The sequence below is a fragment of the Stenotrophomonas sp. Ps181 genome, assembly GCF_025697425.1.
Taxonomy (GTDB): domain Bacteria; phylum Pseudomonadota; class Gammaproteobacteria; order Xanthomonadales; family Xanthomonadaceae; genus Stenotrophomonas; species Stenotrophomonas sepilia.
Window position 1 is genome coordinate 133,436 of sequence record NZ_JAHWBI010000006.1, and the last position, 25,012, is coordinate 158,447.

19 protein-coding genes and 1 pseudogene are annotated in these 25,012 nt (G+C 65.8%); 12 read left to right on the forward strand and 8 right to left on the reverse strand.

All coding sequences use genetic code 11. The annotated features are described in order from the left end of the window. Positions 1–31: 31 nt before the first annotated feature. The 5 genes from KXV01_RS15025 (at position 32) to pilB (ending at position 6,864) form a co-directional block, all read left to right on the forward strand. Positions 32–1,936 (forward strand): hypothetical protein, encoded by a 1,905-nt coding sequence (locus KXV01_RS15025; RefSeq protein ID WP_263467898.1) that lies wholly within the window; start codon positions 32–34, stop codon positions 1,934–1,936. Continuing rightward, a complete protein-coding gene (locus tag KXV01_RS15030; RefSeq protein WP_263467899.1) occupies positions 1,933–2,400 on the forward strand; it encodes a GtrA family protein in 468 nt (155 codons plus the stop codon). The genes KXV01_RS15025 and KXV01_RS15030 overlap by 4 nt, the downstream gene beginning before the upstream one ends. Next, complete coding sequence (locus tag KXV01_RS15035; protein WP_263467900.1) at positions 2,397–3,941, forward strand: NAD(P)/FAD-dependent oxidoreductase; 1,545 nt, start codon at positions 2,397–2,399, stop codon at positions 3,939–3,941. The genes KXV01_RS15030 and KXV01_RS15035 overlap by 4 nt, the downstream gene beginning before the upstream one ends. A gap of 97 nt (positions 3,942–4,038) precedes the next feature. Beyond that, on the forward strand, positions 4,039–5,016 hold the full coding sequence (gene galE, locus KXV01_RS15040) for a UDP-glucose 4-epimerase GalE (protein ID WP_263467901.1): 978 nt from the start codon (positions 4,039–4,041) through the stop codon (positions 5,014–5,016). 117 nt (positions 5,017–5,133) lie between these two features. Continuing rightward, complete coding sequence (gene pilB / locus KXV01_RS15045) at positions 5,134–6,864, forward strand: type IV-A pilus assembly ATPase PilB (protein WP_263467902.1); 1,731 nt, start codon at positions 5,134–5,136, stop codon at positions 6,862–6,864. 84 nt (positions 6,865–6,948) lie between these two features. On the opposite strand, the gene KXV01_RS15050 is transcribed toward pilB, so the two are convergent. Together KXV01_RS15050 and KXV01_RS15055 are read right to left on the reverse strand one after the other, a co-directional pair. Beyond that, complete coding sequence (locus tag KXV01_RS15050; RefSeq protein ID WP_263467903.1) at positions 6,949–8,322, reverse strand: sigma-54 dependent transcriptional regulator; 1,374 nt, start codon at positions 8,320–8,322, stop codon at positions 6,949–6,951. A gap of 60 nt (positions 8,323–8,382) precedes the next feature. Beyond that, entirely contained in the window at positions 8,383–9,996 is a 1,614-nt protein-coding gene (locus KXV01_RS15055; RefSeq protein WP_263467904.1) for an ATP-binding protein, read from the reverse strand. 406 nt (positions 9,997–10,402) lie between these two features. On the opposite strand from KXV01_RS15055, the gene sucC reads away from it, so the two are divergent. The 3 genes from sucC (at position 10,403) to KXV01_RS15070 (ending at position 14,286) form a co-directional block, all read left to right on the forward strand. Further along, entirely contained in the window at positions 10,403–11,572 is a 1,170-nt protein-coding gene (sucC, locus tag KXV01_RS15060) for an ADP-forming succinate--CoA ligase subunit beta (protein WP_049416943.1), read from the forward strand. 24 nt (positions 11,573–11,596) lie between these two features. Further along, a complete protein-coding gene (gene sucD / locus KXV01_RS15065; protein ID WP_005418610.1) occupies positions 11,597–12,472 on the forward strand; it encodes a succinate--CoA ligase subunit alpha in 876 nt (291 codons plus the stop codon). Positions 12,473–12,651: 179 nt separating this feature from the next. After that, positions 12,652–14,286, forward strand: a complete 1,635-nt coding sequence (locus tag KXV01_RS15070; RefSeq protein ID WP_164284056.1) for an NAD+ synthase — start codon at positions 12,652–12,654, stop codon at positions 14,284–14,286. Between the two features lie 36 nt (positions 14,287–14,322). Here the strand turns inward: KXV01_RS15070 and KXV01_RS15075 are convergent. Both KXV01_RS15075 and KXV01_RS15080 read right to left on the reverse strand, forming a co-directional pair. Further along, positions 14,323–14,583, reverse strand: a pseudogene (locus KXV01_RS15075) (lipase); the annotation flags it as partial. Positions 14,584–14,663: 80 nt separating this feature from the next. Continuing rightward, the gene (locus KXV01_RS15080; RefSeq protein WP_032960726.1) at positions 14,664–15,551 is read right to left on the reverse strand and encodes an outer membrane protein assembly factor BamD; all 888 of its coding nucleotides are present in this window, start codon (positions 15,549–15,551) and stop codon (positions 14,664–14,666) included. 113 nt (positions 15,552–15,664) lie between these two features. Here KXV01_RS15080 and rluD point away from each other — a divergent pair, with 113 nt between their 5' ends. The 4 genes from rluD to KXV01_RS15100 are packed head-to-tail and all read left to right on the forward strand — an operon-like array spanning position 15,665 to position 18,363. Beyond that, complete coding sequence (rluD, locus tag KXV01_RS15085; RefSeq protein WP_080354703.1) at positions 15,665–16,654, forward strand: 23S rRNA pseudouridine(1911/1915/1917) synthase RluD; 990 nt, start codon at positions 15,665–15,667, stop codon at positions 16,652–16,654. Further along, positions 16,654–17,424 (forward strand): peptidoglycan editing factor PgeF, encoded by a 771-nt coding sequence (gene pgeF / locus KXV01_RS15090; RefSeq protein WP_111096908.1) that lies wholly within the window; start codon positions 16,654–16,656, stop codon positions 17,422–17,424. Before rluD ends, pgeF begins: the two co-directional genes overlap by 1 nt. 20 nt (positions 17,425–17,444) lie before the next feature. Then, positions 17,445–17,951, forward strand: coding sequence for a DUF4166 domain-containing protein (locus tag KXV01_RS15095; protein ID WP_049416934.1), 507 nt, complete (start codon positions 17,445–17,447; stop codon positions 17,949–17,951). Then, positions 17,926–18,363, forward strand: a complete 438-nt coding sequence (locus KXV01_RS15100) for a thiol-disulfide oxidoreductase DCC family protein (protein WP_099495927.1) — start codon at positions 17,926–17,928, stop codon at positions 18,361–18,363. The genes KXV01_RS15095 and KXV01_RS15100 overlap by 26 nt, the downstream gene beginning before the upstream one ends. A 72-nt stretch (positions 18,364–18,435) precedes the next feature. On the opposite strand, the gene otsA is transcribed toward KXV01_RS15100, so the two are convergent. The 4 genes from otsA to KXV01_RS15120 all read right to left on the reverse strand — a co-directional run bounded on the left by otsA (position 18,436) and on the right by KXV01_RS15120 (position 24,962). After that, positions 18,436–19,800: an alpha,alpha-trehalose-phosphate synthase (UDP-forming) gene (gene otsA / locus KXV01_RS15105; protein WP_005418588.1), complete on the reverse strand. Its 1,365-nt coding sequence runs from the start codon at positions 19,798–19,800 to the stop codon at positions 18,436–18,438. Beyond that, a complete protein-coding gene (locus KXV01_RS15110; protein WP_049411744.1) occupies positions 19,797–21,578 on the reverse strand; it encodes a glycoside hydrolase family 15 protein in 1,782 nt (593 codons plus the stop codon). Before KXV01_RS15110 ends, otsA begins: the two co-directional genes overlap by 4 nt. A gap of 39 nt (positions 21,579–21,617) precedes the next feature. Next, positions 21,618–22,376 carry a trehalose-phosphatase gene (otsB, locus tag KXV01_RS15115; RefSeq protein ID WP_049440966.1) on the reverse strand — a complete coding sequence of 253 codons (759 nt, stop codon included), beginning with the start codon at positions 22,374–22,376 and terminating at the stop codon, positions 21,618–21,620. Between the two features lie 150 nt (positions 22,377–22,526). Further along, the gene (locus KXV01_RS15120; protein WP_263467905.1) at positions 22,527–24,962 is read right to left on the reverse strand and encodes a TonB-dependent receptor; all 2,436 of its coding nucleotides are present in this window, start codon (positions 24,960–24,962) and stop codon (positions 22,527–22,529) included. Positions 24,963–25,012 lie beyond the last annotated feature (50 nt).

The window sequence follows — 25,012 nt, forward strand, 5'->3', positions numbered from 1 at the left end:
GGCTCGCCTTTTCTGGATGCGGACCTCGTTCATGCTGACGTTGCGCAGGATCGCGCCGTGGTGCTTTGCGGCGGCGCTGATCGTCTACCTAAGACCCTATACAGGTATTCGCCATGACGCGACGCTTTATCTCGCTCAGGCATTACGACTGATTTCGCCGGATATCTTCAACCGTGACCTGTTCTTCGTGGCAGGCAGTCAGGCCAGTTTCACTCTGTTTCCCCAGCTTCTGGCGCTCCTGCTCGCCCATGTGGAGCCGGGCAAGGCGTTCATGGTGCTTACCTTTGTCAGTCGCCTGCTTTTCTACGCGGCCAGTGCGTGGTATGTGCATGTGCTGTTCCCGCCGCGCTGGCGCTGGCCCGCGCTACTGGCGTTAATCGTAATGCCCACCGGCTACGGCGCGTTCAGTATGTTTTCCTATGCCGAACCTTTCCTGACCGCACGGCCGATTGCCGAGGCTATCTGCCTGCTGGCGCTGGCCGCCTTGCTCCAGGGACAATGGGTTGGGGCGATGGTTGGGTTCGCCGTGGCGGGGCTGCTACACCCGCTGCAGTCCATCGCGGCGGTGTTGGTGGCGTGGTGTTGGTTGGTGCTGGGGGATCGCCGCTGGCTGTGGTCGCTGCTGCTGGCAGTGCCGGTGCTGGCGCTGGCAGCTCTGAAGGTGGGGCCGCTGGCCGGTCTGCTGCAGGTAATGGATCTACAGTGGCGCGCCTTGATCGATGGCGTAGGCGACCAGGTGTTCCTGAGTGCCTGGGCGCTGCGGGACTGGTGCATCGTCCTCGCTGACATCTATCTGCTGCATCTGGTAGCGCAACGCGGTGGCGCCGGCACACTGCTTGGCCGCCTAGCCAATGCAGTGCTGCTCGCCACGATTGTGGGTCTTGGACTCAGCTATCTGCTGGCCGATGTGCTGAGGTTGATTCTGCCCATCGGCCTACAACTATGGCGCGTGCTGTGGCTGGCCCATTGGCTGGCGGCTGCTGCAATTCCCTTTCTTGTCTGGGAGCAATGGCAACGTGGCGGGCGTGATTGGGTAGGCCCGCTGCTGGTCATTGCCATCGCTGTCATTGGTGCCAGCGTGCCGCGCAGCACGCTGCCTTGGGCGATACTGGGTCTCATTCCATTGCATATGGTCTGGCCTCTGGTCGCCGCCAAGGTCAGCGCTCCCATCCGCCGCCTGTTGCTGGTCGGCCTGATACTGGCGTTGGCCGTGGCCTGCTTCCGATACCAGCTTCAGATATGGACCGTGTACGAGATGACGGGCCGCAACTCCGAGATCATCCGCCAAGACGTGATGATCTTCGCCTATCCGCTGCTGTGCGGTGGAGCTGTGGTCTTGCTGGTCTTGAGCTATGAGCGCAGTGGCGAAAGAGGCCAGGCATTGCTGGGGGGCTTGTCAGTCCTAGCCTTGGCCGGGGCGTTGTGGCTGTGGGATTCGCGTAGCCCGTGGACGCATGCCCAAGAGTCTGAGCACCGCACTCCTGTGTTTACCGAGAATATCCCGTCCAGCGCAGTTGTTTTCTGGTATGCCAGCGAGGCGTCCCCTCGCGCCGCCTGGATGGTGCTTCGTCGCGCTAACTACTTTAGTCCGCAGCAGCTGTCCGGGCAGATGTTCAATCGGCAGACCGCGCTCCTTGGAAAACAATTGAATATCCAGGTTGAGCCGGTGACATTACAGGCAGAAATCTGCGAAGTGTTGGCCAATGTGCAGGAAAATCCGGAGCCCTGCCGGGTGAGCGAGGCGGGGCTACGTCACCTGTGCACCCGACATGGCGAACTGGCGCCACCCGACTATTTTGTGCTTCCGTACGACCAAGAAGAGCATGTGCGCAGCAGGTGGCAGGTGCGCCACCCCGGCACCGATGAAGTAATCACGACCGAGTATCTGTACAAGTGCTCGGATTGGGTGGCATCCGACGGCGGGGGCATGTCATGAGCGACCAGCCGCTAATGGAGTTGGAGGGGCAACTCGCGAGTCGGCGGGGCTGGCTGTCTGAAGGCAGTGGTTACCTGCTGGCTTCTGCGGCAGCGCTGTTGGCTGATCTGGGGATGTTCTTTCTGCTGGCCTATTTGGGGTGGGGCTGGTATATCGCCGCGACCGCTGGCTTTCTGGTGGGCAGTATCGCGGCCTATATCATCAGCGTGCGCTGGGTGTTCGCAGCGCGCAGTTTCCGTTCCCGTTCGGCGGAACTGGCGACCTTCCTGCTGATAGGCTGCTTGGGCCTGCTGGTCGTGCAATGCGTTATGTGGTTGTGTATCGAGTGGTTTGGCGTGCGGGGGGGCACTGCCAGGGTAGTTGCGGTGGGCTTTTCGTTCACCAGCAACTTCGTACTGCGTAAATTGATTCTGTTCCGGTCGCGCGTGCGCGACCGGTCCATTGGGGAACGGGAAGCGGCATGAGCAAGCAGATAGTAATAATAGGTGCCGGCCCCGCCGGCCTGACCGCAGCACTGGAGCTGGTGGGGCAGCCCGACGTGCAGGTGACGATTGTCGAGGCCGATGATTGCGTGGGTGGTATTTCGCGCACGGTCATTCACAACGGGAACCGCATTGATATCGGCGGTCATCGGTTTTTTTCGAAGTCTGATTGGGTAATGCAGTGGTGGGCCAATCTGATGCCCATTGAGCACGTCGAGGATGGGCCGCTGAATCTGCGCTATCAGGGGCAGGTCCGCGAAGGGCTCCCACTGGGCACGACCCGGGCCGAGGGGGGCGTGCCAAAGACCATGTTGGTACGTAACCGTCTTTCTCGGATCTACTTCAACCGTCGCTTCTTCTCTTACCCGCTGAAGTTGAACGCGGACAGCTTCCGCAACCTCGGGTTTGGCAAGACCATACAGTTTGGTTTCAGCTATCTGCACTCACAGATCAGCAAGATCGAGCCTGAGCGCAGCCTTGAAGATTTCCTGATCAATCGCTTCGGTCAACGCTTGTACCGCCAGTTCTTCAAGGAATACACCGAAAAGGTCTGGGGCGTGCCTTGCAACCAGATCAGCGCGGAATGGGGCGCGCAACGCATCAAGAGCCTGTCCATTACCAAGGCGGTGTTTCACGCACTGCGTGGCATGCTGGGTATGAATGGTAAGGCAGTGCAGACTTCGCTGATTGAGAGTTTCCTCTACCCCAAGCATGGCCCGGGTGAAATGTGGGAGACCGCTGCGCAGATCTTCCAAGCACGTGGCGGCACCCTGTTGATGAAGCAGAAAGCCGTAGGACTGGCAGTTGAGAACGGCAAAGTGCGCAGCGTGACGGTGCAGGGCGAATCGGGCGAAGCGTTCCAGCTAGAGTGCACCCACGTCGTCTCCACCATGCCGGTGCGCGACCTAGTGGCGGCGTCACGACAGAACTGGAGCCACGAGGTTGCGGTCATCGCAGATAATCTCCAGTACCGCGATTTCATTACGGTGGGCTTGCTATACCGGGCCGATGAGCTGCCGCGCGCGCTCGGCGATAATTGGATTTATATACAGGAGCCCGGTGTGAATGTCGGGCGTGTGCAGGTCTTCAATAACTGGAGCCCGTACATGGTGAAGGACGCATCCATGATATGGCTGGGCCTAGAGTTCTTCTGTCGGGAGACCGACGATCTGTGGAAAATGTCCGACGCGGAATTGCAGGCGCTGGCGCAGCGTGAAATGCTGCAGATTGGTCTGGTCTCAGCCGCATTGGCGCACGATGCGGTCGTCATCCGGGTACCCAAGGCCTATCCGGGGTACTTCGGTGAGGCCTACGAGAACTTTGATCGACTGCGTGCTGCGCTGGACGCGGTGCCCAATTTGTTCTTGGTAGGGCGCAATGGCATGCACCGCTACAACAACCAAGATCATTCCATGTTGACGGCCAAGGAAGCTGCCGACCAGATCATGAGCGGCGTCGTAGACAAGAGTCGCCTGTGGTCGATCAACGTGGACGACGAGTACCATGAAGAGGCCAAGGCCTAAGATCAATTACTCTTGATCCTGCCTCAATCTGCGCTGTGCGGCGATTGCGGCGTGGCAGGAGTTGTTGGAGTTGGGGATTGTGTGCGGAGACGGGCAGATGTGGAAAGTCCTGGTCTGTGGAGGGGCAGGGTATATAGGCAGCCACATGTCGCAGTGGCTCGCCGAACACGGGCATTCGGTTACCGTGCTGGACAATCTGTCCACGGGCCACCGCGCGGCTGTGAAATGGGGCGACTTCATCCATGCAGACCTGCTAGATGAGTCGGCCCTAGAACGGGCATTTGTGGGTCGCCGCTTCGACGTCGTGATGCATTTTGCAGCGACTTCGCTGGTGGCCGATTCCGTAGTGGACCCTTTCACCACCTACCAGAATAACGTCACCGGGTCGTTGAATCTGCTGCGGCAGATGCGACGTCGAGATGTTGAACGGATAATTTTTTCCTCGACTGCGGCAGTTTTCGGGGAGTCTGCGACCGGGCTGATCGACGAGCAGCACCCCACGTATCCGATCAACGCGTACGGGACAAGTAAGTTGATGGTGGAACGGATACTGTCCGATGCCTGGGCCGCGTATGGCATGTCTTCAGTTGTTCTGCGTTACTTCAATGCAGCGGGAGCGCTTGCGGAGCACGGAATAGGCGAGGCCCATGCCTGTGAAACCCACCTGATTCCCAACGTCCTGCGAGCCGCGGCTGGGCAGGCGCCGCCCCTCCGGATATTTGGGTCCGACTATCCTACCGTCGATGGCACATGTGTCCGCGATTACGTTCATGTCCAAGATCTATCGCGTGCCCATGCCCTGGCGGTGGACTTGCTTGAGCGTTCGCCCGGCGCCCACAACTTCAACCTAGGAAGCGAAGAAGGATCGTCGGTGTTGCAGATCGTCGCGGCGGCTGCCGAAGTGGTCGGCCGCGCCGTGCCTTTTGAGCTGGCTGCGCGGCGTCCGGGTGATCCTGCACGTTTGGTCGCCTCCAGTGGAAAGGCCCAAGAGGTACTGGGATGGACACGCGAGTGGCGCGACCTTGGCGGGATCATTGAAAGCGCCTGGCGGTGGCACCGTGCGCAGTCCTTCTGAGCGTATGCGTGCAGCGCTGAGGTATGCGTTCACGCCAGCTACGCGGTTAGTATGTCACCCGTGTGCATAGCACGGCGTCCGCCTTCGGTGGAGCACCTGCCCTAGTAGAGGAATCGCATGAACACCGTAACCACCGCCAATCTCGTCGGCATCACCGGCCTGGCCCGTCGCTTGGTCCAGGATGGCGCCCTGGACGAGGCTTCTGCCCGTGACGCCATGGCCAAGGCCGCTGCGGCCCGCCAGCCGCTGCCGACCTGGTTCGCGCAGAACAAGGTGGTCGGGGCGGCCCAGTTGGCGGCGGCCAACGCGGTGGAGTTCGGCATGCCGCTGTTCGACGTGTCCACGTTCGACGCCAGCCAGAACGCGATGAGCCTGGTCAGCGAGGAACTGCTGCGCAAGCACAACGTGCTGCCGCTGTTCAAGCGCGGCGGCAAGCTGTTCGTGGGCACCAGCAATCCGACCCATTCGCTGGACGAGATCAAGTTCCACACCAACCTGGTGGTGGAGCCGATCCTGGTGGATGAAGACCAGATCCGCCGCACGCTCGAGCAGTGGCATGCCAGCCATGACACGCTGGGCGACGCGCTGGGCGGTGACGACGATGGCATTGGCAACCTGGAAGTGTCCGGCGGTGACGAGGACATTTCCGGGGGCGGCGACTCCGGCATCGATGCCAAGGGCGACGACACCCCGGTGGTGAAGTTCGTCAACAAGGTGCTGGTGGACGCGATCCGGAAGGGCGCCTCGGACATCCACTTCGAGCCCTATGAAGACGACTATCGCGTGCGCTTGCGCATCGATGGCCTGCTGAAGATGGTCGCGCGCGCGCCGGTGAAGCTGAACCAGCGCATCGCCGCACGCCTGAAGGTGATGGCGCAGCTGGACATCGCCGAGAAGCGCGTGCCGCAGGACGGACGCATCAAGCTCAACCTGTCCAAGACCAAGCAGATCGACTTCCGCGTGAGCACCCTGCCGACCCTGTTCGGCGAGAAGGTGGTGCTGCGTATCCTGGACGGCAGCGCGGCCAAGCTGGGCATCGACAAGCTGGGGTACGAGCCGGACCAGCAGAAGCTGTTCCTGGACGCCATCCACAAGCCGTACGGCATGGTGCTGGTAACCGGCCCGACCGGTTCGGGCAAGACGGTGTCGCTGTACACCGCGCTGGGCATCCTCAACGACGAGACGCGCAACATCTCCACCGCCGAAGACCCGGTGGAAATCCGCCTGCCCGGCGTGAACCAGGTGCAGCAGAACAACAAGCGCGGCATGACCTTCGCTGCGGCGCTGCGCTCGTTCCTGCGACAGGATCCGGACATCATCATGGTCGGCGAAATCCGCGACCTGGAAACGGCCGAGATCGCGATCAAGGCGGCGCAGACCGGCCACATGGTGCTGTCCACGCTGCACACCAACGATGCGCCGCAGACCATCGCGCGCCTGATGAACATGGGCATCGCGCCATACAACATCACCAGCTCGGTGACGCTGGTGATCGCCCAGCGCCTGGCGCGCCGGCTGTGTGGCAACTGCAAGCGACCGGCCAACCTGCCCGAGCATGCGCTGCTGGCCGAAGGCTTCACCCAGGCGCAGCTGGACGCGGGTATCGAGCTGTACGAGGCGGTCGGCTGTGATGAGTGCACCGAGGGCTACAAGGGCCGTACCGGTATCTACCAGGTGATGCCGATGACCGACGAGATCGCCACGATCGTGCTGGCCGGTGGCAATGCGTTGCAGATTGCCGAGGCCGCGCAGCAGATCGGGGTGAACGATCTGCGCCAGTCGGCGTTGAAGAAGGCGGCGGCGGGCATTACCAGCCTGGCCGAGATCAACCGGGTTACCAAGGATTGAGGTCGATCCACGCCATGCGTGGATGCCGCGATTCATGAGGTTGCCGGCCAGCGGCCGGCACTACCAGATTGGGTGACCCTGTGCTTACTCCATCCCCAGTTTCTTCAGCTTGTAGCGCAGCGCGCGGAAGGTGATGCCCAGCTGCGCGGCGGTGCGGGTCTTGTTCCAGCGGTTTTCTTCCAGCGCGCGCTGGATGGCGCTGCGTTCGAGCTGTTCGATGTACGAGGGCAGGGCGGCGTTGCCGGGCTGCAGGTCCACCACCGCTTCGGCATGCGCTGCGCTGCCGGGCGTGCGTGGGGCATGCTGCGGCAGGCGCAGGTCGTCGGCGCCGATACGGTCTTCTTCGGCCAGTGCCAGCGCGCGTTCCAGGATGTTCTCCAGTTCGCGCACGTTGCCGGGGAAGGCGTACTGGGCCAGTGCGTCCAGTGCCGACGGCGCCAGCAACGGCGTCGGGCGGCCATGGCTGCGGGCCAGCCGTGCCAGCACCGACGCGGCCAGTTCCGGCAGGTCCTGGCGACGCTCGCGCAGCGGCGGCACCCTCAGTTCGATCACGTTGATGCGGTAGTACAGGTCGTGGCGGAAGCGCCCGTCCTCGACCAGCTCGGCCAGGTCCTTGTGGGTGGCCGAGAGGATGCGCACGTCCACCGGTTCTTCGTTGGCGGCACCGACCGCGCGCACCGACTTTTCCTGGATCGCGCGCAGCAGCTTCACCTGCATCTGCAGGGGCAGCTCGGCCACTTCGTCCAGGAACAGGGTGCCGCCATGCGCGGCCTGGAACAGCCCGGGCTTGTCGGCGTGGGCGCCGCTGAAGCTGCCCTTGCGGTGGCCGAAGAATTCACTCTCCATCAGCTCGCCGGGAATGGCACCGCAGTTGACCGGCACGAACGGGCCGGCCGCGCGGGCGCCCTGGGCGTGGATGGTGCGTGCGACCAGCTCCTTGCCCACGCCGGATTCGCCGAGGATGTAGACCGGCGCCTGGCTGCGCGCGACCTTGCCGATGGTGGTACGCAGCACGTCCATGGCCGGCGAGTCGCCGAGCAGGCGTGCGCCCTGTTCGGCGGCGGGGCCGGGCACGGGGCGCTCGGTGTTGTTCAGTTCCAGCGCGTGCTTGACCAGGCCGCGCAGCACGGCGATGTCCACCGGCTTGCTGACGAAATCGAAGGCGCCGGCCTTCAGCGCTTCCACGGCCAGGTCCATGCTGCCGAAGGCGGTGATCATCGCCACCGGCGTGCGCGGGTAGTGCTGGGCGATCTCGCTGACCAGCTCGATGCCATTGCCGTCCGGCAGGCGCATGTCGGTGATGCACAGGTCGTACGGATTGCTGGCCAGCAGTTCGCGCGCTTCGGCAAGGTTGGCTGCGGTACTGATGCGCAGCCCCATGCGGCCGAGCGTCAGTACCAGCAGTTCGCGGATGTCGCGTTCGTCGTCGACGACGAGGGCGCTGCGGGTTTCGTTCATGGGCGTGAAAGATAAACGAGGGGGCTGGAAGCGACAAATGTTTGACGCACAGAATCGAGATCAGGTGGGCAACAGCGTATGCGGGCCGGGCAGCACCAGGCGGAAGCAGGAGCCACCGGCTGGAACCGGGATGTAGTCCAGCCGTGCCTGGTTGGCCCGGCACAGTTCGCGGGCGATGTACAGGCCCAGCCCGGTGCCGTGCTCGGAGGTGGTGAAGAACGGCCGGAACAACTGCGCGGCCACGCTCTCGGGAATGCCGGGGCCACGATCCATCACGTCGATGACCGCACTGCGCTCGTGCTGCGCCACGCGCAGGCGCACCCGCGCCGGCTGCTGGCCGATGCGCCCGTACTTGAGCGCGTTGTGCACCAGCACGGTCAGCACCTGGTAGAGGTGCTTGCTGTCGACCTGGGCCAGCACCGAGGTGTCGTTGATGATCGGCTCGATGCTGTCGGTTTCCAGCGTCTGCCCCTGCTTGTACTCCAGCACGAAGCGGCGCACGAAGGCGGCCAGGTCGACGTTCTCGGGCGTGGCGCGCTCGCGCCGGGCCAGGCCCAGCACGCTTTCGACGATGCCGTTGGTGCGCTGGCACTGCTGGCGGATGATCTGCAGCAGGCGGCGGTCGCTTTCGTTGAAGCCGGTGCCTTCTTCCAGCAGTTGCACCGCGTAGTTGATCGCGGCCAGCGGGTTGCGGACCTCGTGGGCGAGGCTGGCCGAGAAGCGCCCCATTGCTGACAGGGTGAGCGACTCGGCGCGGCGCGAGACCACGCTGGAATCGTCCAGGAACACCAGGGCCAGGTCGCTGCCGGCCAGCAGGCGCGCGAAGCGGGGCTGCACTTCGGGCTGGTCGGGGTTGAGCTGCAGCGGCAGTTCGTCCTGGGCCCAGCCGTTGCGCCAGCGCTGCAGGCGACGGGCGAGTTCCGGGGCGGCGCTGGCCAGGTCCAGGCGGCCGCTTTCGCCGCTGCCGTCGCTGTCACCGAGCAGCATCGAGGCGGCCTCGTTGGCCAGGGTGACACGGTTGTCGGCGTCGACCACCAGCACGCCGGTGCGCATGCGGCGGATGATCAGCTCGTTGATCTGGAACAGGTTGGCCACTTCGTCGCCGCGCTGGTTGGCCAGCTGCTGGTTGCGGCGCGCGCGGCTGCCGACCTGGTAACTGATGAAGGCCAGTGCCAGGTAGCTGGTGGCGAACATCGCCAGTTCGGCCAGGGTGCGGGTGGGGTCGCCACCTTCCAGCAGCTTCCAGGTGTATTCCACGCCGGTGGCGAGGCTGGCGGCCAGTGCCAGGCCCAGCCCCAGGCTGAGCGGCAGCAGGGTGGCGGCGGCGGCGATGTTGAACAGCAGCGACATCGAGATGCCGGCGCTGGCACCCGGCAGGGCATGCGACAACAGGGTGGCGGCGACGATGTCCACCAGCACGCCGCTGACCACGATCGGGCGCAGCCAGCGTTCGTTGCGGCCGATCACCAGGGCCAGCAGCGACAGCACCAGGTAGATGGCGGCGACGGTGTCGGCCAGCCGCGGGTGGTCGGCTTCGCCGACCATGGCCGAAAGCGGGCTGTAGAGCAGGGCGGCGATGACCGAGGCGATCAGCACCCGGTACAGCGCGAAGAAATACAGCTCACGCCGCGGAATCGATTCGATGCGGTCGATCAATGAAGCACTGGGTGACACGCCGGAACTCCCCTTCTGGCTGCCTGGGTCTGGAATCTGCGGCGGGCCTGCCCGGCGTCCCCTGAGGCCGGGCGGGCACGTCGCTTCGATGTGGCCTGGGGGGCGCGGCCGAGCAACCCCGACGCGACACACCCTGGCTGACCAGTATAGGGCCCCCGGCAGGGCGCCGCCGGCGCGGTTCGGATCGCGCATTTGGCCCGGGATGGATACCGCTGGCCAGCCGGCCCCCGGGCGCAACTGCCTGAATGACGGCGGAAATCTGGCCGGTTCTGGCGTTTTGTACAGACTTCTTTGCGCCCCGGCGCCGGCTCGGCCACAATAGTGAGCCCGCCGCGGTCCGTGCCGGTGCCTCTTCCAGGGGGCCCTGAGGAATTGCGTGCGGTCGTTCCTATTCCCACGGTGACGCATGAATTTCCACGAATACCAGGCAAAACAACTGCTTGCCGAATACGGCATCCCGGTCCCGGCCGGCAAGGTCGCGGCGACCCCGGACGAGGCGGTTGAAGTCGCCCAGTCGCTGGGCCAGGGCCCCTGGATGGTCAAGGCGCAGATCCACGCTGGCGGCCGCGGCAAGGCTGGCGGCGTCAAGTTCTGCAAGACCGTCGACGACGTGAAGGCCGCAGCGGCCAAGATGCTCGGCACCAGGATGGCCACCTACCAGACCGCCGGCGTCGAGCTGCCGATCAACCTGGTGCTGGTGACCACCGCCGGTGAGATCGTCAAGGAGTTGTACCTGTCGGTCCTGGTGGATCGCGGCACCCGCACCATCAGCTACATCGCCTCTTCCGAAGGCGGCATGGAAATCGAGCAGGTCGCTGCCGAGACCCCGGACAAGATCCACACCCTGAACGTGGACTTCGTCGAGGGCGTGCAGGGTTACCACGGCCGTGATATCGGCTTCAAGATGGGCCTGACTGCCAAGCAGGCCGGCCAGTTCGCCAACATCATGGTGAACCTGTACCGCATCTTCAACGAAAAGGACCTGGCGCTGGTTGAGATCAACCCGCTGGCGATCCTGGACGATGGCAACCTGTACGCGCTGGACGGCAAGTTCAACAGCGACGACAACGCCAACTTCCGCCACAAGGAACTGGTCGCAATGCGCGACAAGTCCCAGGAAGATGAAACCGAAGTGACCGCTTCGGAGCTGGACATCAACTACGTCACCATGGACGGCAACATCGGCTGCATGGTGAATGGTGCCGGCCTGGCCATGGCCACCATGGACGTCATCAAGCTCAACGGCGGCGAGCCGGCGAACTTCCTGGACGTGGGCGGCGGTGCCAACAAGCAGCGCGTCATCGAGGCGTTCAAGCTGATCCTGTCCTCGGACAAGGTGGAAGGCATCTTCGTCAACATCTTCGGCGGCATCGTCCGCTGCGACATGATTGCCGAAGGCATCATCGCCGCCGTGAAGGAAGTGGGCGTCAAGGTTCCGGTCGTGGTGCGCCTGGAAGGCACCAACGTGGAAGAAGGCAAGCAGCTGCTGCGTGACAGCGGCATGGCCATCATCCCGGCTGACAACATCAACGACGGCGCCAAGAAGGTCGTTGAAGCGGTCAAGAACGCCGCCTGATCCACGACACCGAAGGAAATTCCCATGTCTGTTTTGATTAACAAGAACACCAAGGTGATCGTGCAGGGCTTCACCGGCCAGCAGGGCACCTTCCACGCCACTCAGATGATCGAGTACGGCACCCAGGTTGTTGGCGGCGTGACCCCGGGCAAGGGTGGCACCACCCACATCGACCTGCCGGTCTTCAACACCGTTGCCGACGCCGTGCAGAGCACCGGCGCCAACGCTTCGGTCATCTACGTGCCGCCGCCGTTCGCGGCCGACGCGATCCTGGAAGCTGCGGCTGCCGGCATCAAGGTCATCGTCTGCATCACCGAAGGCATCCCGGTGCTGGACATGCTGCGCGTCAAGAACGTGCTGACCCGTTCCTACCCGGACACCGTGCTGATCGGGCCGAACTGCCCGGGCGTCATCACCCCGGGCGAGTGCAAGATCGGCATCATGCCGGGCCACATCCACAAGCCGGGCAAGATCGGCATCGTGTCGCGTTCGGGCACCCTGACCTATGAAGCGGTCAAGCAGACCACCGAAGTCGGCCTGGGCCAGTCCACCTGCATCGGCATCGGCGGTGACCCGATCAACGGCCTGAACTTCGTCGACTGCCTGAAGCTGTTCAACGAAGACCCGCAGACCGAAGGCATCATCATGGTCGGCGAGATCGGCGGTGACGCCGAAGAAGCCGGCGCCGAGTACATCAAGAACCACGTGAAGAAGCCGGTCGTCGGTTTCATCGCCGGTGCGTCGGCTCCGGCCGGCAAGCGCATGGGCCACGCGGGTGCGATCGCCTCGGGCGGCAAGGGCACCGCGGAAGGCAAGTTCGCCGCGATGGAGGCCGCTGGCGTGGTCACCGTCCGTTCGCCGGGCGACCTGGGCGCTGCCATCGCCAAGCTGGTGAAATAAGATCGACTGCCTCGCGCAGACGATGCTGTAGAGCCGGCCGCTGGCCGGCTGCCTGAAACAGAAGGGCCGCCTTGGGGCGGCCTTTCTGCGTCTGGCGTGGGGCCAGATCCTTTTGCTGCGCAAAACGGATCTGACCCCGGCGTTACAATGGAAGCATTGCAACCACAGGCTGGATTCCCATGGCTTCGATCCGCATCGCGATGGCGCAGTTCGACTTCCCGGTCGGCGACGTCGCCGGCAACACCGAGCGCATCATCGAGATGATCGGCCAGGCGCGCGACGAGTACGGCGCCGAGCTGGTGATGTTCCCCGAGCTGGCGGTGAGCGGCTACCCGCCGGAGGACCTGCTGCTGCGCCCGGGTTTCCTGTACGAGTGCGAGCAGGCGTTGACCCGCATCGCTACCGCCTGCCGTGGCATCACCGCCGTGGTCGGCTGGCCGCAGGCGGCTGGCGCGGTGGTCTACAACGCCGCCAGCGTGCTGCGTGACGGCCTGGTCGAGCAGACCTACCGCAAGCGTGAGCTGCCCAACTACGCCGTGTTCGACGAGCGCCGCTACTTCGATGTCGATCCGGATGGCGGCAGCTGCGTGTTCGAGGTCAATGGCATTCCGGTCGGCCTGCTGATCTGCGAGGACCTGTGGTTTGCCGAGCCGCTGGCCGACACCATGCGCGCGGGTGCGCAGCTGGTGGTGGTGCCGAATGCTTCGCCCTACGAGCGTGGCAAGCACGCGCAGCGCGACGCCGTGCTGGCCGCGCGTACCCGCGAGAGCGGGGCGGCCATCGCTTACCTCAACGTGGTGGGCGGCCAGGATGCGCTGGTGTTCGACGGTGCTTCGGTGGTGGCGGATGGTGATGGCACGGTGCACCCGGCCGCTGCTGCCTTCGTCGACCAGTGGCTGGTGGTGGACTACGACGGTGAGACCCGCCGCTTCATGCCGCATGTGTGGATGGACGACGGCGACGAGAGCATGGACGCGCTGGCCTGGCGCGCGGTGACCCGTGGCATCCAGGACTACTGCCGCAAGAACGGCTTCAGCAAGGTGTGGCTGGGCCTGTCCGGCGGCATCGACTCGGCCCTGGTGCTGGCATTGGCCGTGGATGCGATGGGCGCGGAGAACGTGACCGCCGTGCGCCTGCCGTCGCGCTACACCGCCGGCCTGTCCAACGACCTGGCCGCCGAGCAGTGCCGGGCGCTGGGGGTGAAGCTTGAGGCTGTGTCGATCGAGCCGGCGTTCAAGGGCCTGATGGAATCGCTGGCGCCGATGTTCGAAGGCACCGCGCCGGACGTGACCGAAGAGAACCTGCAGTCGCGCAGCCGCGGCGTGATCCTGATGGCGCTGGCCAACAAGTTCGGCGGCCTGCTGCTGACCACCGGCAACAAGAGCGAGTACGCGGTCGGCTACGCCACCATCTACGGCGACATGTGCGGTGGCTATGCGCCGCTGAAGGACCTGTACAAGACCGAAGTGTTCGGCCTGTCCAAGTGGCGCAATACCGTGGGCGGTGCACCGGTGATCCCGCCGGCGGTGATCAGCCGCCCGCCGTCGGCCGAGCTGCGCGAGAACCAGCTGGACCAGGACTCGCTGCCGGCCTATGACGTGCTGGACGGCATCCTGTACCGCTACATCGACCAGGAGCAGTCGCGCGGGGAGATCGTGGCCGCCGGCTACGACGCAGCCGTGGTCGACCGCGTGCTGCGCCTGGTGCGCATCAGCGAGTGGAAGCGGCACCAGGCCGCGCCGGGGCCAAAGGTCTCGCGCCGCGCGTTCGGCCGCGAGCGGCGCTACCCGATCAGCAACGGCTACAAGGGCTGAGGCAGCGCCTGGCGGGTAGTGCCGGCCGCTGGCCGGCATCAGCGGTTGGCTGAAGCCGCGGCGCGGTACGCCGAGATAGTCGTACAGCGCCGCCCAGATGCCCGGCACGCTGGCCAGCGGTGCAGTGAACATGCTGCCGGTGTCGGCGCCGTCCAGCGTGGTGGCCAGTTCGCCCAGGCACTGCTCGCGTGCCACTGCCACATGGGCGCGGCCGGCATCGCTGAGGACGCGGTCGATCTGCGGCGCGACCTGCAGCAGGCCATCGAGCAGGTACGCGTGGTAGGCGTTGACTGCCCCGGCGCCGAGAGGCGGATGAGGAAAGCAGTCGAGCATGGCCCGACTCCACAAAGAAGAAGGGCCCCTTTCGGGGCCCTCGCTTACTTCTTTTCCAGTCGCGCGTTGCGCTGGCCGGTGCTGGCGGACTTCTCGCCGGCGAACGGGTTCAGCTTGCGGATCATCCACGGGTACTTCGGCCACTTGCCTTCCAGCCACGGGTGGTCCGGCTGGTTCAGCTGCAGGACGCGGCGGGCGTCGTCGGCCAGGGTCTTGTTGCCCAGGTGGGTGTAGGAATCTGCCAGCACGGCCACGGCGTCGTACTGGAAGGCGCTCTGCGGGTAGGTCTCCAGCAGGTAGTTGGCGCGGCCCACGGCTGACACCCAGGCGCCGCGGCGCATGTAGTACAGGGCGTTGTCCAGTTCGTGCTGGGCGAACACGTCACGCAGCTCCAGCATGCGCTGGCGCGCATCGGCGGCGTAGCGGCTGTTCGGGTAACGATCCACCACGATGTTGAAGTCCGAGTACGCCTGGTGCGGCGTGGACAGATCGCGGCGGCTGGCATCCAGCGACCATACGCGGCGCAGGAAAACCGTACTGCGGTTGGAGTTGGCCAGGCCGCGCAGGTAGTACAGATAGGCAATGTTGCGGTGGGTCGGGTAGGTACGGATGAAGCGGTCGATGCTGGACACCGCGTCATCGTGCTTGCCGGCCTTGTACTGGGCGTAGGCGGTTTCGATCATCGCCTGCTCGGTGTAAGGACCGTACGGATACTGGGCCACCAGGCGGCGGAAGCTGGCTTCGGCGCCGCTCCAGTTGCCGCCCTGCATCAGCTTGTGGCTTTTCTCGTACAGTTGTTCGACCGGCACGCCTTCATCGGGGCGATCACCCTTCTTGGCGCCGCGATGGCAGCCGGTTGCGGCGATGACCAGCACCAGCAGCAGGGCGGTGAGGCGGACGGGCGCGGAGAGCATGGCGGAGCGTCGGATCATGGGGTCGAGGCGGGACGCGGCTGGAATACGAAGGGTCGATGATAGCCTAGTGTCCTGTCCAGCGACTGAAACCGGCCGCCGGGACCCCAAAATTCCAAAGAATGCCCCCTGCCATGTCTGAACAACCCTCTGAATCGGCCCGCCAGGCCATCGTCCCCGACACCGCTGCCGGCCGCCGTTTCGACGCGGTCGTGGCTGAACTGTTCCCCGAATACTCGCGCTCGCGGTTGACCGAGTGGATCAAGGCCGGTGAGGTCCTGCTGGACGGTGCCCAGGTGCGCCCGCGCGATCCGCTGCGCGGCGGCGAGGTCGTGACCCTCAATGTGGTGCTGGAAACCCAGACCGACGCGCTGCCGGAGGACATCCCGCTGGACGTGCTGTTCGAGGACGAGCACCTGCTGGTGATCAACAAGCCGGTCGGCCTGGTGGTCCATCCGGGGGCCGGCAACCACAGCGGCACCCTGGTCAACGCGCTGCTGTTCCGCGATCCGTCGGTGGCGGTGCTGCCGCGCGCCGGCATCGTGCACCGCCTGGACAAGGACACCAGCGGCGTGATGGTGGTGGCCAAGACCCTGGAAGCGCAGACCGCGCTGGTCGAGCAGCTGGCGGCACGCGACGTGCACCGTCAGTACCTGGCCATCGTGATGGGCGCGCTGGTGGCCGGTGGTACTGCCGATGCCCCGATCGACCGCCACCCGCGCGATCGCCTGAAGATGGCGGTCCGTGAGGACGGCAAGGAAGCGGTGACCCACTACCGCCTGCGCGAGCGCTTCCGGGCACACACCGCGCTGGAGTGCCGCCTGGAAACCGGCCGTACCCACCAGATCCGCGTGCACATGGCGCACGTGCGCCATCCGATCATCGGCGACCCGCTGTATGGCGGCGCGCTGAAGCTGCCCAAGGGCGCCAGCGACGAGCTGGTGGCCGCGCTGCGCGGCTTCAAGCGCCAGGCCCTGCACGCCGAGACCCTGGAGTTCATGCACCCGATCACCGGCGAACCGGTGCGCAACACCGCGCCGGTGCCGGAGGACATGCTGCACCTGATGAAGGTGCTGCGCGAAGACAGCGAAGCCTTCGCCGCCCGCGAGCGGGACCGCTGGTAATGGCGGCCGCGCTGCCGTTGCTGCAGGCCGACTGGCCGGCGCCCGCAGGCGTCCACGCGCTGACCACGCGCAGGCACGGCGCGGGCATCTCGCCGGCGCCGTTCGCGCAGTTCAACCTGGGCAACCGGCACGCGGCAGATGGTGATACCCCGGCCAACGTGGAGCACAACCGCCAGCTGCTGCAACAGGGGCTGGCGCTGCCGTCGGCGCCGCACTGGCTGCGCCAGGTGCACAGCAGCACCGTGCTGCGATTCGATGCACCGCCGGTGCCCGGCGCGAGCGAGCCGGTGGCCGACGCGGCGGTAACCTCGGTGCCGGGCGTGGTGCTGGCGATCCTGACCGCCGACTGCCTGCCGGTGGTGTTCGCCGCCGCAGACGGCAGCGAGGTGGGCGCGGCCCATGCCGGCTGGCGGGGGCTGGCCGACGGCATGCTGGAGGCCACGGTGGCCGCTCTGCAGACGCCGCCGGCGCAGCTGCGGGCCTGGCTGGGCCCGGCCGCCGGGCCGTCCGACTATGAGATCGGCGAGGAGGTCTATAACGCCTTCGTCGGCCATGATCCCGCTGCTGAGCGGGCGTTCGTCGCGACCCGTCCCGGACACTGGAAGGTGGACCTGTTCGCGCTGGCGCGGCAGCGTCTGCAGTCTGTGGGGATGGACCCGGCGCAGGTGTATGGCGGCACGGTGTCGACGATGGCCGACCCGGACCTGTATTCACATCGGCGCGATCGTCGCACCGGGCGCATGGCGACCCTGGCCTGGATCGCCCCCTGACTCCGCCGCTGTTCGCGCGTGTGCTGGGGCCGGCCTTCGCCACCCTGGCAGGACCGGTGCAGGCGCTGCATGCCGCGCCGTTGCCGTGCCGCTACGTGGGGCAGGCCTGCATCGTGAGGGGGCGGCACTGGCTGGTGCCGCTGCTGGCTGCGTTGGCGCGGTTGCCACAGGACGGTGACGCGCTGCCCACCGAGGTGGCGTTCAACCGCTACCGGCAGGGCGAGCAGTGGGCGCGGCGGTTCGGCCGCTGGCCAATGGTGTCGCGGCTGTGGGCGCACGATGGGCATCTGCGCGAGCAGCTGGGCGCGGTGCGCTTCGAGTTCGCGCTGCAGGCCCGCGACGGTGGTATCGACTGGTCGGTGCGCCGGGTCTGGGCGTTCGGGCTGCTGCCGCTGCCGACGCGTTGGTTCGGCGGTGTGCGCTGCCGTGAAGCCTGGCAGGGCGAGCGCTACACTTTCCTGGTCGATGTGACGCTGCCCTGGGCCGGAGCCCTGATCCGCTATGAAGGTTGGCTCGAACCGCAGTGACGCCGCCGCCGAGGCTGGCAGCGCGGTGATCGTGTTCGATGGCGTGTGCGCACTGTGCAACCGCTGGGTGCGGTTCCTGCTGCGTTTCGACCGCAGGGGGCGCTACCGTTTTGCAGCGATGCAGGGGCAGAAGGGCAGCGCGATGTTGCGCGCGCACGGGCTGGATCCGCAGGACCCGATGTCGTTCCTGCTGCTGGACGCACAGGGTGCCTGGACCGATACCGATGCGATCCTGCGCGTACTTGCGGGGCTGGGCGGCGCCTGGCGCCTGGCCGGCGTGCTGCGGCTCGTGCCGCGCGGCTGGCGTGATGCGGCGTATCGCGCGCTGGCACGCAATCGCTACCGCTGGTTCGGTCGGCATGACACCTGCCATCTACCCGCACCGGAACAGGTCGCGCGGTTCCTGGACTGAAGAAAAAGGGGACGGAGGGGATTAAGTCGTTTGTGCACAAACGACTTAATCCCCTCCGTCCCCTTTTTTCCTTCAGCCTTCCAGCGCGTCGAGGTAGCTGCGGCGCCAGTGGTTGATGTCGTAGGTGCGCAGATGTTCCATCATCGCGTGCCAGCGTTCCTTGCGCCTGCTCAGCGACATCGTCGCTGCGGTGGCGATCGCATCGGCCACGCCGTCGAGGTCGTGCGGGTTCACCAGCAGTGCCTGCTTCAGTTCGTCGGCGGCGCCGGCCAGCAGTGACAGCACCAGCACACCGGGATCCTCCGGGTCCTGCGAGGCCACGTATTCCTTGGCCACCAGGTTCATGCCATCGCGCAGCGGCGTGACCAGGCCGACCGCCGCCGCCCGGTAGAAGCCGGTGAGCGTGGCATGGGTGAAGTTCTGGTTGACGTAGCGCAGCGGCGTCCAGTCCGGCTCGGCGTGGCCACCGTTGATGTGGCCGGCGATCTGTTCCAGTTGGCTGCGCAGCTGCCGGTACTCGGTGACATCGCCGCGCGAGACCGGCGCGATCTGCAGGTAGGTGAGCGAGCCGCGCTGGTCGGGGTGGCGCTGCAGGTAGCGCTCGAAGCCGAGGAAGCGTTCGGGCAGGCCCTTGGAGTAGTCCAGGCGATCCACGCCGATCGCCAGCTGGCGGTCCCGCAGGCTGCTGCGCAGGTTCTTCACTGCGGCCTTGGTCGCGGCGGTGCCGGCCTGGCGTGCGATCAGTTCGGTGTCGATGCCGATCGGGAAGGCCGCCGCGCGGAATCGGCGCCCACCGGGGGCTTCCAGCTCACCGTTGTCGAGCACGCGGCCACCACCGAACAGGCGCAGGTAAGTCTGGAAGCGATCGGCATCGCGCTGGGTCTGGAAGCCGACCAGGTCGTAGGCGTACAGCGCGGAGAACAACCGCAGATGATCGGGCATCGCCTGCAGCAGGTCGGCCGAGGGCATCGGGATGTGCAGGAAGAAGCCGATGCGGCAGCCGATGCCGCGCTCGCGCAGCAGTGCGCCGAGCGGGATCAGGTGGTAGTCGTGGATCCAGACGATGTCGTCCTCGCGCAACAATGGCGCGAGCTTGTCGGCGAACAGCGCATTGACCTTGTGGTAGGTCTCGCGGGTGCCGCGGTCGTAGTCGACCAGATCCAGCCGGAAGTGCAGCAACGGCCACAGGGTGCGGTTGGCGAAGCCATTGTAGTAGCCATCGACCTCGCGCTTGCTCAGGTCCATGGTGACGTAGTCGATGTCACCGTCCTTCTGCCGGTGCAGCGTGCCGCTGCCTTCCTTTACGGTCTTGCCGCTCCAGCCGAACCACAGGCCGCCGCGCTCCTTCAGGGCGGCCAGCAGGCCGACCGCCAGGCCGCCTGCGCGGTTCTCGCCGGGCACGGCCACACGATTTGATACCACGACCAGACGACTCACGATGCCTCCTGCCAGGACCGCGACAGGCGCATCGCGGCGGTGATCAGGCCGACATGCGAATAGGTCTGCGGGAAGTTGCCCCAGGCCTCGCCGGTGTCGAAGGCCAGATCCTCCGACAGCAGGCCCAGGTGGTTGCGCTGCTTCAGCAGCAGCTCGAACATCTCGCGCGCCTCGTCCAGGCGCCCGATCGCCGCCAGTGCATCGATGTACCAGAACGTGCAGATGGTGAAGCTGGTTTCCGGTTCACCGAAGTCATCCGGCGCGACATAGCGGTACAGCGAATTGCCATGCTTGAGGTCACGGCCGATGGCTTCGACGGTGGCGATGAAGCGGGCATCCATCGCGTCGATGAAGCCGATGTCGGCCAGCAGCAGCAGCGAGGCGTCCAGGCGATGGCCACCGAAGGTATCGGTGAAGTGGCCCAGCGCTTCGCTCCAGGATTCGGCCATGATGCGCGCGTGGATGGTGTCGGCACGTGTGCGCCAGTAGTGGGCGCGGTCGTCGCGCTTCAGCCGCACGGCGATCTTGCACAGGCGGTCGCAGGCGGCCCAGCACATCGCGCTGGTATAGGTGTGCACCTCGGTGCGGCCGCGGAACTCCCACAGGCCGGCATCGGGTACGTCGTGCAGGGCGAAGGCCTGCTCGCCGAGGGGTTCGAGGCGGGCGAAGGTGTGCGCATCACCCGGGTCCTGCAGGCGCCGGTCGAAGAACAGCTGCGTGGAAGCCAGCACGACGCTGCCGTAGACATCGTGCTGGCGCTGCACCCAGGCCAGATTGCCGCGCCGTACCGGGCCCATGCCGCGGTAGCCGGACAGGCTGGGGACCTCATCTTCGTCCAGCTTCGCTTCGAATCCGATGCCGTACAGCGGCTGCAGTGTGCCGTCGGTCGTGGCCAGGTTGAAGATGTAGCCGAGGAACTGTTCCATCGTGCGCGTGGCGCCGAGGCGGTTCAATGCACGCACCACGAACGCGGCATCACGCAGCCAGCAGTAGCGGTAATCCCAGTTGCGCACGCTGCCGGGGGCTTCAGGAATGGAGGTGGTCATCGCCGCGATGATCGCGCCGCTGTCCTCGTACTGGCACAGCTTCAGCGTGATCGCACTGCGGATCACCGCGTCCTGCCATTCCAGGGGAATGGACAGGTAGCGCACCCATTCGCGCCAGTAATCGCGGGTACGCTGGAAGGCCTCCTGCACATAGCCGCTGATCGAACGGTTGAGCGATTCATCCACGCCCAGGATCAGGTGGATGGGATGGTTGAGCACGAACGGCAGGCCGTCGCGCACGAAGCGCACCGGCACGTCGGTGGTCAGCCGCAGCACGTGTTCGGGCAGCACCCAGCGCACATGGTTACTGCCCCAGGTGGATTCCGGAACGCGCGCGCCCCAGTCCGCCAGCGGGCGTGCGCGTACGGTGATGCGCGGGCTGCCGGCCAGCGGACGCACCTGGCGGATCAGGCTGACCGGGCGGTAGAAACGGTCGTTCTGGCGCCAGCGTGGGGCGAAGTCGAGAATTTCCAGTTCGCCGCCGTGCGCGTCGCGCAGCACGGTGCGCAGGATCGCCGTGTTGGTCAGGTATTCCTGCTCGCTGCTGACAAAATCTTCCAGCTCGATGGCGAAGTCGCCACCGGTCTGCTGGTTGGGGCCGAGCAGCGCACAGAAGGTAGGGTCGCCGTCGAAGGTGGGCAGGCAGCTCCAGACAACGCGGGCACGTTTGTCGACCAGGGCGCCGAAGCTGCCGTTGCCGACCACGCCCAGATCAAGATCGGGTTGGGTCATCACGCGGTACATCTCGGTTGCGGCCGTGGGGTGGCCGGGTCAATAGGCATTCTCACGCAGCCAGGCGTGCACGCTGCGTATGTCGGGCAGCGCGAACACCGCCTTGCTGGGTTCACGTTCGCCCACCAGCACGCTCCAGCCATGCTGGCCGTTGGCGGCGTCGAAGCCGAATTCGTCGGTGAGGTCGTCACCGAGGAACACCGGCAGGCGGCCGCGGAAGGGCAGGTACTGCATCATCCTCCGCACCGCACGGCCCTTGTCGCTGCCAACGGGGACGAACTCGACCACGTGGTCGCCGGGTTGCAGGCGGTAACTGGCGCGGCCACGCACGTGGCGGTCGGCGAAGGCGCGCACATCGCTGGCGGCGTGCGGCGCGCCGCGCCAGTGCAGCGCCAGGCCGACACCCTTGTCTTCCACCAGCACGCCGGGATGGCCGTGGGCGAAGCGCATCGCCTGCTGGTGCAGTGCGTGCAGCCATTCCGCGGTGTCGTCGTCGTGTTCGTCGCGCAGTACGCGACCATCCTGCCCACGCAGTTCATGGCCATGCAGGCCCGCAGCAGGCAGTTGCAGCGGAGCGAACAGTTGATCCAGCTGTTCGAGCGGGCGGCCACTGACCAGTGCCACGGCACCTTCCAGGCGGTCGCTGATGCGGCCGATGGCTTCGCGCACATCCGGCAGCAGCTGCACGGCATCCGGGCGTGCAGCGAATTCGATCAGGGTGCCGTCGACATCCAGGAACAACGCACAGGCGTCATCCAGCAATGGCGGCGGCGGACGCAGGGGGAGCGGTTCAGCCATGAAGCCCAGCTTGCCAGCGTGGGCGTGTACGTCGGGTCGAGGGCAGGCTACGGATCGGGGTAGTGCCGGCCGCTGGCCGGCAACGTGACAGCCCATGGATGCACCCTGCGGTTGCTGCCGGCCAGCGGCCGGCACTACCGGACTGGCGAATCAGAACGTATAGCGGACGCGGCCGTAGTAGTACGCACCGTTACTGCCGATCGGCGACAGCACGTCGTACGGCAGGTTGCCGAAGTAGTGGATATCGCTGTTGGATCGATCCGGATAGTTGTCGGTCAGGTTCTGCCCGCCGAGGGCCACGCTCCACTGCGGGGTGATGCGGTATTCGACTTCCGCATCCAGCTGCCACTCGGCCTGGTAGGTCTGGCGCGGGATGTAGCCGTCACCGAAATTGAACACGCGGGTGGCGCTGCCATAACGGTTCACGCGGGTGCTCAGCGACCAGTGGTCGTTGCTCCATGCGGCCGAGAAACTGCCACGCGTGCGCGGCGTGGCATCGGTGAGCGTATTGGTCTCTTCGATGCCGAACAGCACATAGTTCGGGTTGAGCGCCTGCAGCTGCGCCGGCGTAGCCAGCACGTTCTTCAGCGTGGTCTTGGTATACGCATAGGTGCCGGTCAGCAGCAGCTGGCCATCGCCCAGCGACTGGCGCCAGTTGCTCACCAGCTCGGCGCCACGGGTGCGGGTGTCGGCGGCGTTGACGAAGAAGCTGGCGCTCTGCAGGCCGCTGACGCCGTAGTTGGAGGCCACGTAGTCGGTCAGCGCATCGCCGGTGATGCTCTCCGACAGTGCGATGCGGTCATCGATGTCGATCTGGAAGAAGTCCAGCGACAGGTCGAAATGCTCGCCGATGCGGCTGGTGAAGCCGAGCGAGGTGTTCAGCGATTTCTCTGGCTTCAGGTTCTGTGCACCCAGGCCGCGTGCGATCGGATTGTTGACCGACAGCAGGCGGCCCTGCACCAGCTGGCCACCTGCGTTGTAGCCGGTAGAGGTGGACTCGTAGCCGATCTGCGCCAGCGACGGTGCGCGGAAGTTGTTGGAGATTGCGCCGCGCAGCGCGAACGCCGGGGTGAACTCATAGCGCAGGCCGAGCTTGCCGGTCAGTTCACCGCCGAAGTCTTCGTTGTGCTCGTAGCGCGCGGCCAGGTCGGTGGAGAACTTCTCGCCGAACTGGCTGGACAGGCTGGCATAGGCGCTGGCCACATCGCGCGACAGGCGCGCCGCGTCCTGCGGGGTCAGGCCACCACCTGCCTGCGAACCGGTCGGGCGATCGGTGTACGGGCCGGCGGCGTAGCTGGCTGGGTCACCGGGACGGGTCTGGTAGCGCTCGTGGCGTGCTTCCACGCCCAGGCCCAGGGTGTGGCTGATGCTGTCGCTCTGGGTGAACACGCGGCTCAGGTCGAGGTTTCCCACGGTCTGCGCGTACGCGTAGTCGGCGGTCTTGAAGCGGGTCGGGCTGGTCGGGCCCAGCGACGCGTTGAGCGAATCACGCAGGCGGTAGGTGAAGTCGTTCTGGCCGTAATCCAGGCTGCCGTCGTAGCTCCATTCGCTCCACTGCCCGCGCACGCCGGCCACGGCCTGCACGTCGCGGTTCTCGCCCTCGGAGATCGGACGGTAGCCATTCGGATAGACCTGCTTCCAGTTGGCATCGCCATCGGGATAGCGGAAGTAGTTCGCGCCTTCGGTGTCACGCTGGTTGAAGGTACCGAACGCGTAGAACGTCGAGGTCTGGCCCACCGGAATCTCGGTGTTCAGCCACAGGTTGATGTCCTTGCTCTGGCCATCGCCCAGCACATAATTGCGCCTGCCCTGCAGCGCCAGGTTGCCCGGGGTCTGGTCCCACGGCGGAATCTGGTCAAAGCCGGCGCGGTTGGTGCCGTTGCGGTGCTTGTATTCCAGGCCGACGCGCAGGAAGCCGCCGTCTTCGCCCAGCGAGGTGCCGACCTTGGCGCTGAGGTTGCCGGTCTGGCCATCGGTAAGGGTGCGTCCGATCGGCTTGAGGTCGGTGTGGTTGGCACCGTAGCTCGCCTCGATCTCGCCGCCGTCACCGCCGTTGTCGAGGATCACGTTGATTACGCCGGCCACGGCGTCCGATCCGTACAGCGCGCCAGCGCCGTCGCGCAGCACTTCAATGCGCTTGATCGCACTGACCGGAATCGAATTGAAATCGACCGGGGTGGTGCCCTTGCCGATCTTGCTGTCGGTGTTGACCAGCGCGGTGTGGTGGCGGCGCTTGCCGTTGACCAGCACCAGCACCTGGTCCGGCGACAGGCCACGCAGCTGCGCTGCGCGCACATGGTCGGCGCCACCGGAGTTGGACTGGCGCGGGAAGTTGAACGACGGCAGCAGCGCCTGCAGCGCGCTGCCCAGCTCACCGTTGACCACGCCGGCCTTGCGGATGTCCTCGGCGGTGAGCACATCCACCGGCGAGGTGGATTCGAGCACGGTGCGGTCGGCGGCACGGGTGCCGGTGACGATCACCGTATCCAGGTTGGTGGCGTCCTGGGCCAGCGCCGGGGCGGCGGCGGTTGAAAGCGCGAGGGCGATGGCGAGGCCGAGCGGCGACGCGGGCAGGCGGGCGGACATGGGGGCTCCAGCAACAACGACGGCGGGGAAGGGGAGATAGTTTCACTTAC

What these genes read in the sequence shown, in the direction of transcription:
- KXV01_RS15025 (WP_263467898.1), top strand. Translation starts at nt 32, where the DNA reads ATGCTGACGTTGCGCAGGATCGCGCCGTGGTGCTTTGCGGCGGCGCTG.
- KXV01_RS15030 (WP_263467899.1), top strand. Translation starts at nt 1,933, where the DNA reads ATGAGCGACCAGCCGCTAATGGAGTTGGAGGGGCAACTCGCGAGTCGG.
- KXV01_RS15035 (WP_263467900.1), top strand. Translation starts at nt 2,397, where the DNA reads ATGAGCAAGCAGATAGTAATAATAGGTGCCGGCCCCGCCGGCCTGACC.
- galE (WP_263467901.1), top strand. Translation starts at nt 4,039, where the DNA reads ATGTGGAAAGTCCTGGTCTGTGGAGGGGCAGGGTATATAGGCAGCCAC.
- pilB (WP_263467902.1), top strand. Translation starts at nt 5,134, where the DNA reads ATGAACACCGTAACCACCGCCAATCTCGTCGGCATCACCGGCCTGGCC.
- KXV01_RS15050 (WP_263467903.1), bottom strand. Translation starts at nt 8,322, where the DNA reads ATGAACGAAACCCGCAGCGCCCTCGTCGTCGACGACGAACGCGACATC.
- sucC (WP_049416943.1), top strand. Translation starts at nt 10,403, where the DNA reads ATGAATTTCCACGAATACCAGGCAAAACAACTGCTTGCCGAATACGGC.
- sucD (WP_005418610.1), top strand. Translation starts at nt 11,597, where the DNA reads ATGTCTGTTTTGATTAACAAGAACACCAAGGTGATCGTGCAGGGCTTC.
- KXV01_RS15070 (WP_164284056.1), top strand. Translation starts at nt 12,652, where the DNA reads ATGGCTTCGATCCGCATCGCGATGGCGCAGTTCGACTTCCCGGTCGGC.
- KXV01_RS15080 (WP_032960726.1), bottom strand. Translation starts at nt 15,551, where the DNA reads ATGATCCGACGCTCCGCCATGCTCTCCGCGCCCGTCCGCCTCACCGCC.
- rluD (WP_080354703.1), top strand. Translation starts at nt 15,665, where the DNA reads ATGTCTGAACAACCCTCTGAATCGGCCCGCCAGGCCATCGTCCCCGAC.
- pgeF (WP_111096908.1), top strand. Translation starts at nt 16,654, where the DNA reads ATGGCGGCCGCGCTGCCGTTGCTGCAGGCCGACTGGCCGGCGCCCGCA.
- KXV01_RS15100 (WP_099495927.1), top strand. Translation starts at nt 17,926, where the DNA reads ATGAAGGTTGGCTCGAACCGCAGTGACGCCGCCGCCGAGGCTGGCAGC.
- KXV01_RS15110 (WP_049411744.1), bottom strand. Translation starts at nt 21,578, where the DNA reads ATGACCCAACCCGATCTTGATCTGGGCGTGGTCGGCAACGGCAGCTTC.
- otsB (WP_049440966.1), bottom strand. Translation starts at nt 22,376, where the DNA reads ATGGCTGAACCGCTCCCCCTGCGTCCGCCGCCGCCATTGCTGGATGAC.
- KXV01_RS15120 (WP_263467905.1), bottom strand. Translation starts at nt 24,962, where the DNA reads ATGTCCGCCCGCCTGCCCGCGTCGCCGCTCGGCCTCGCCATCGCCCTC.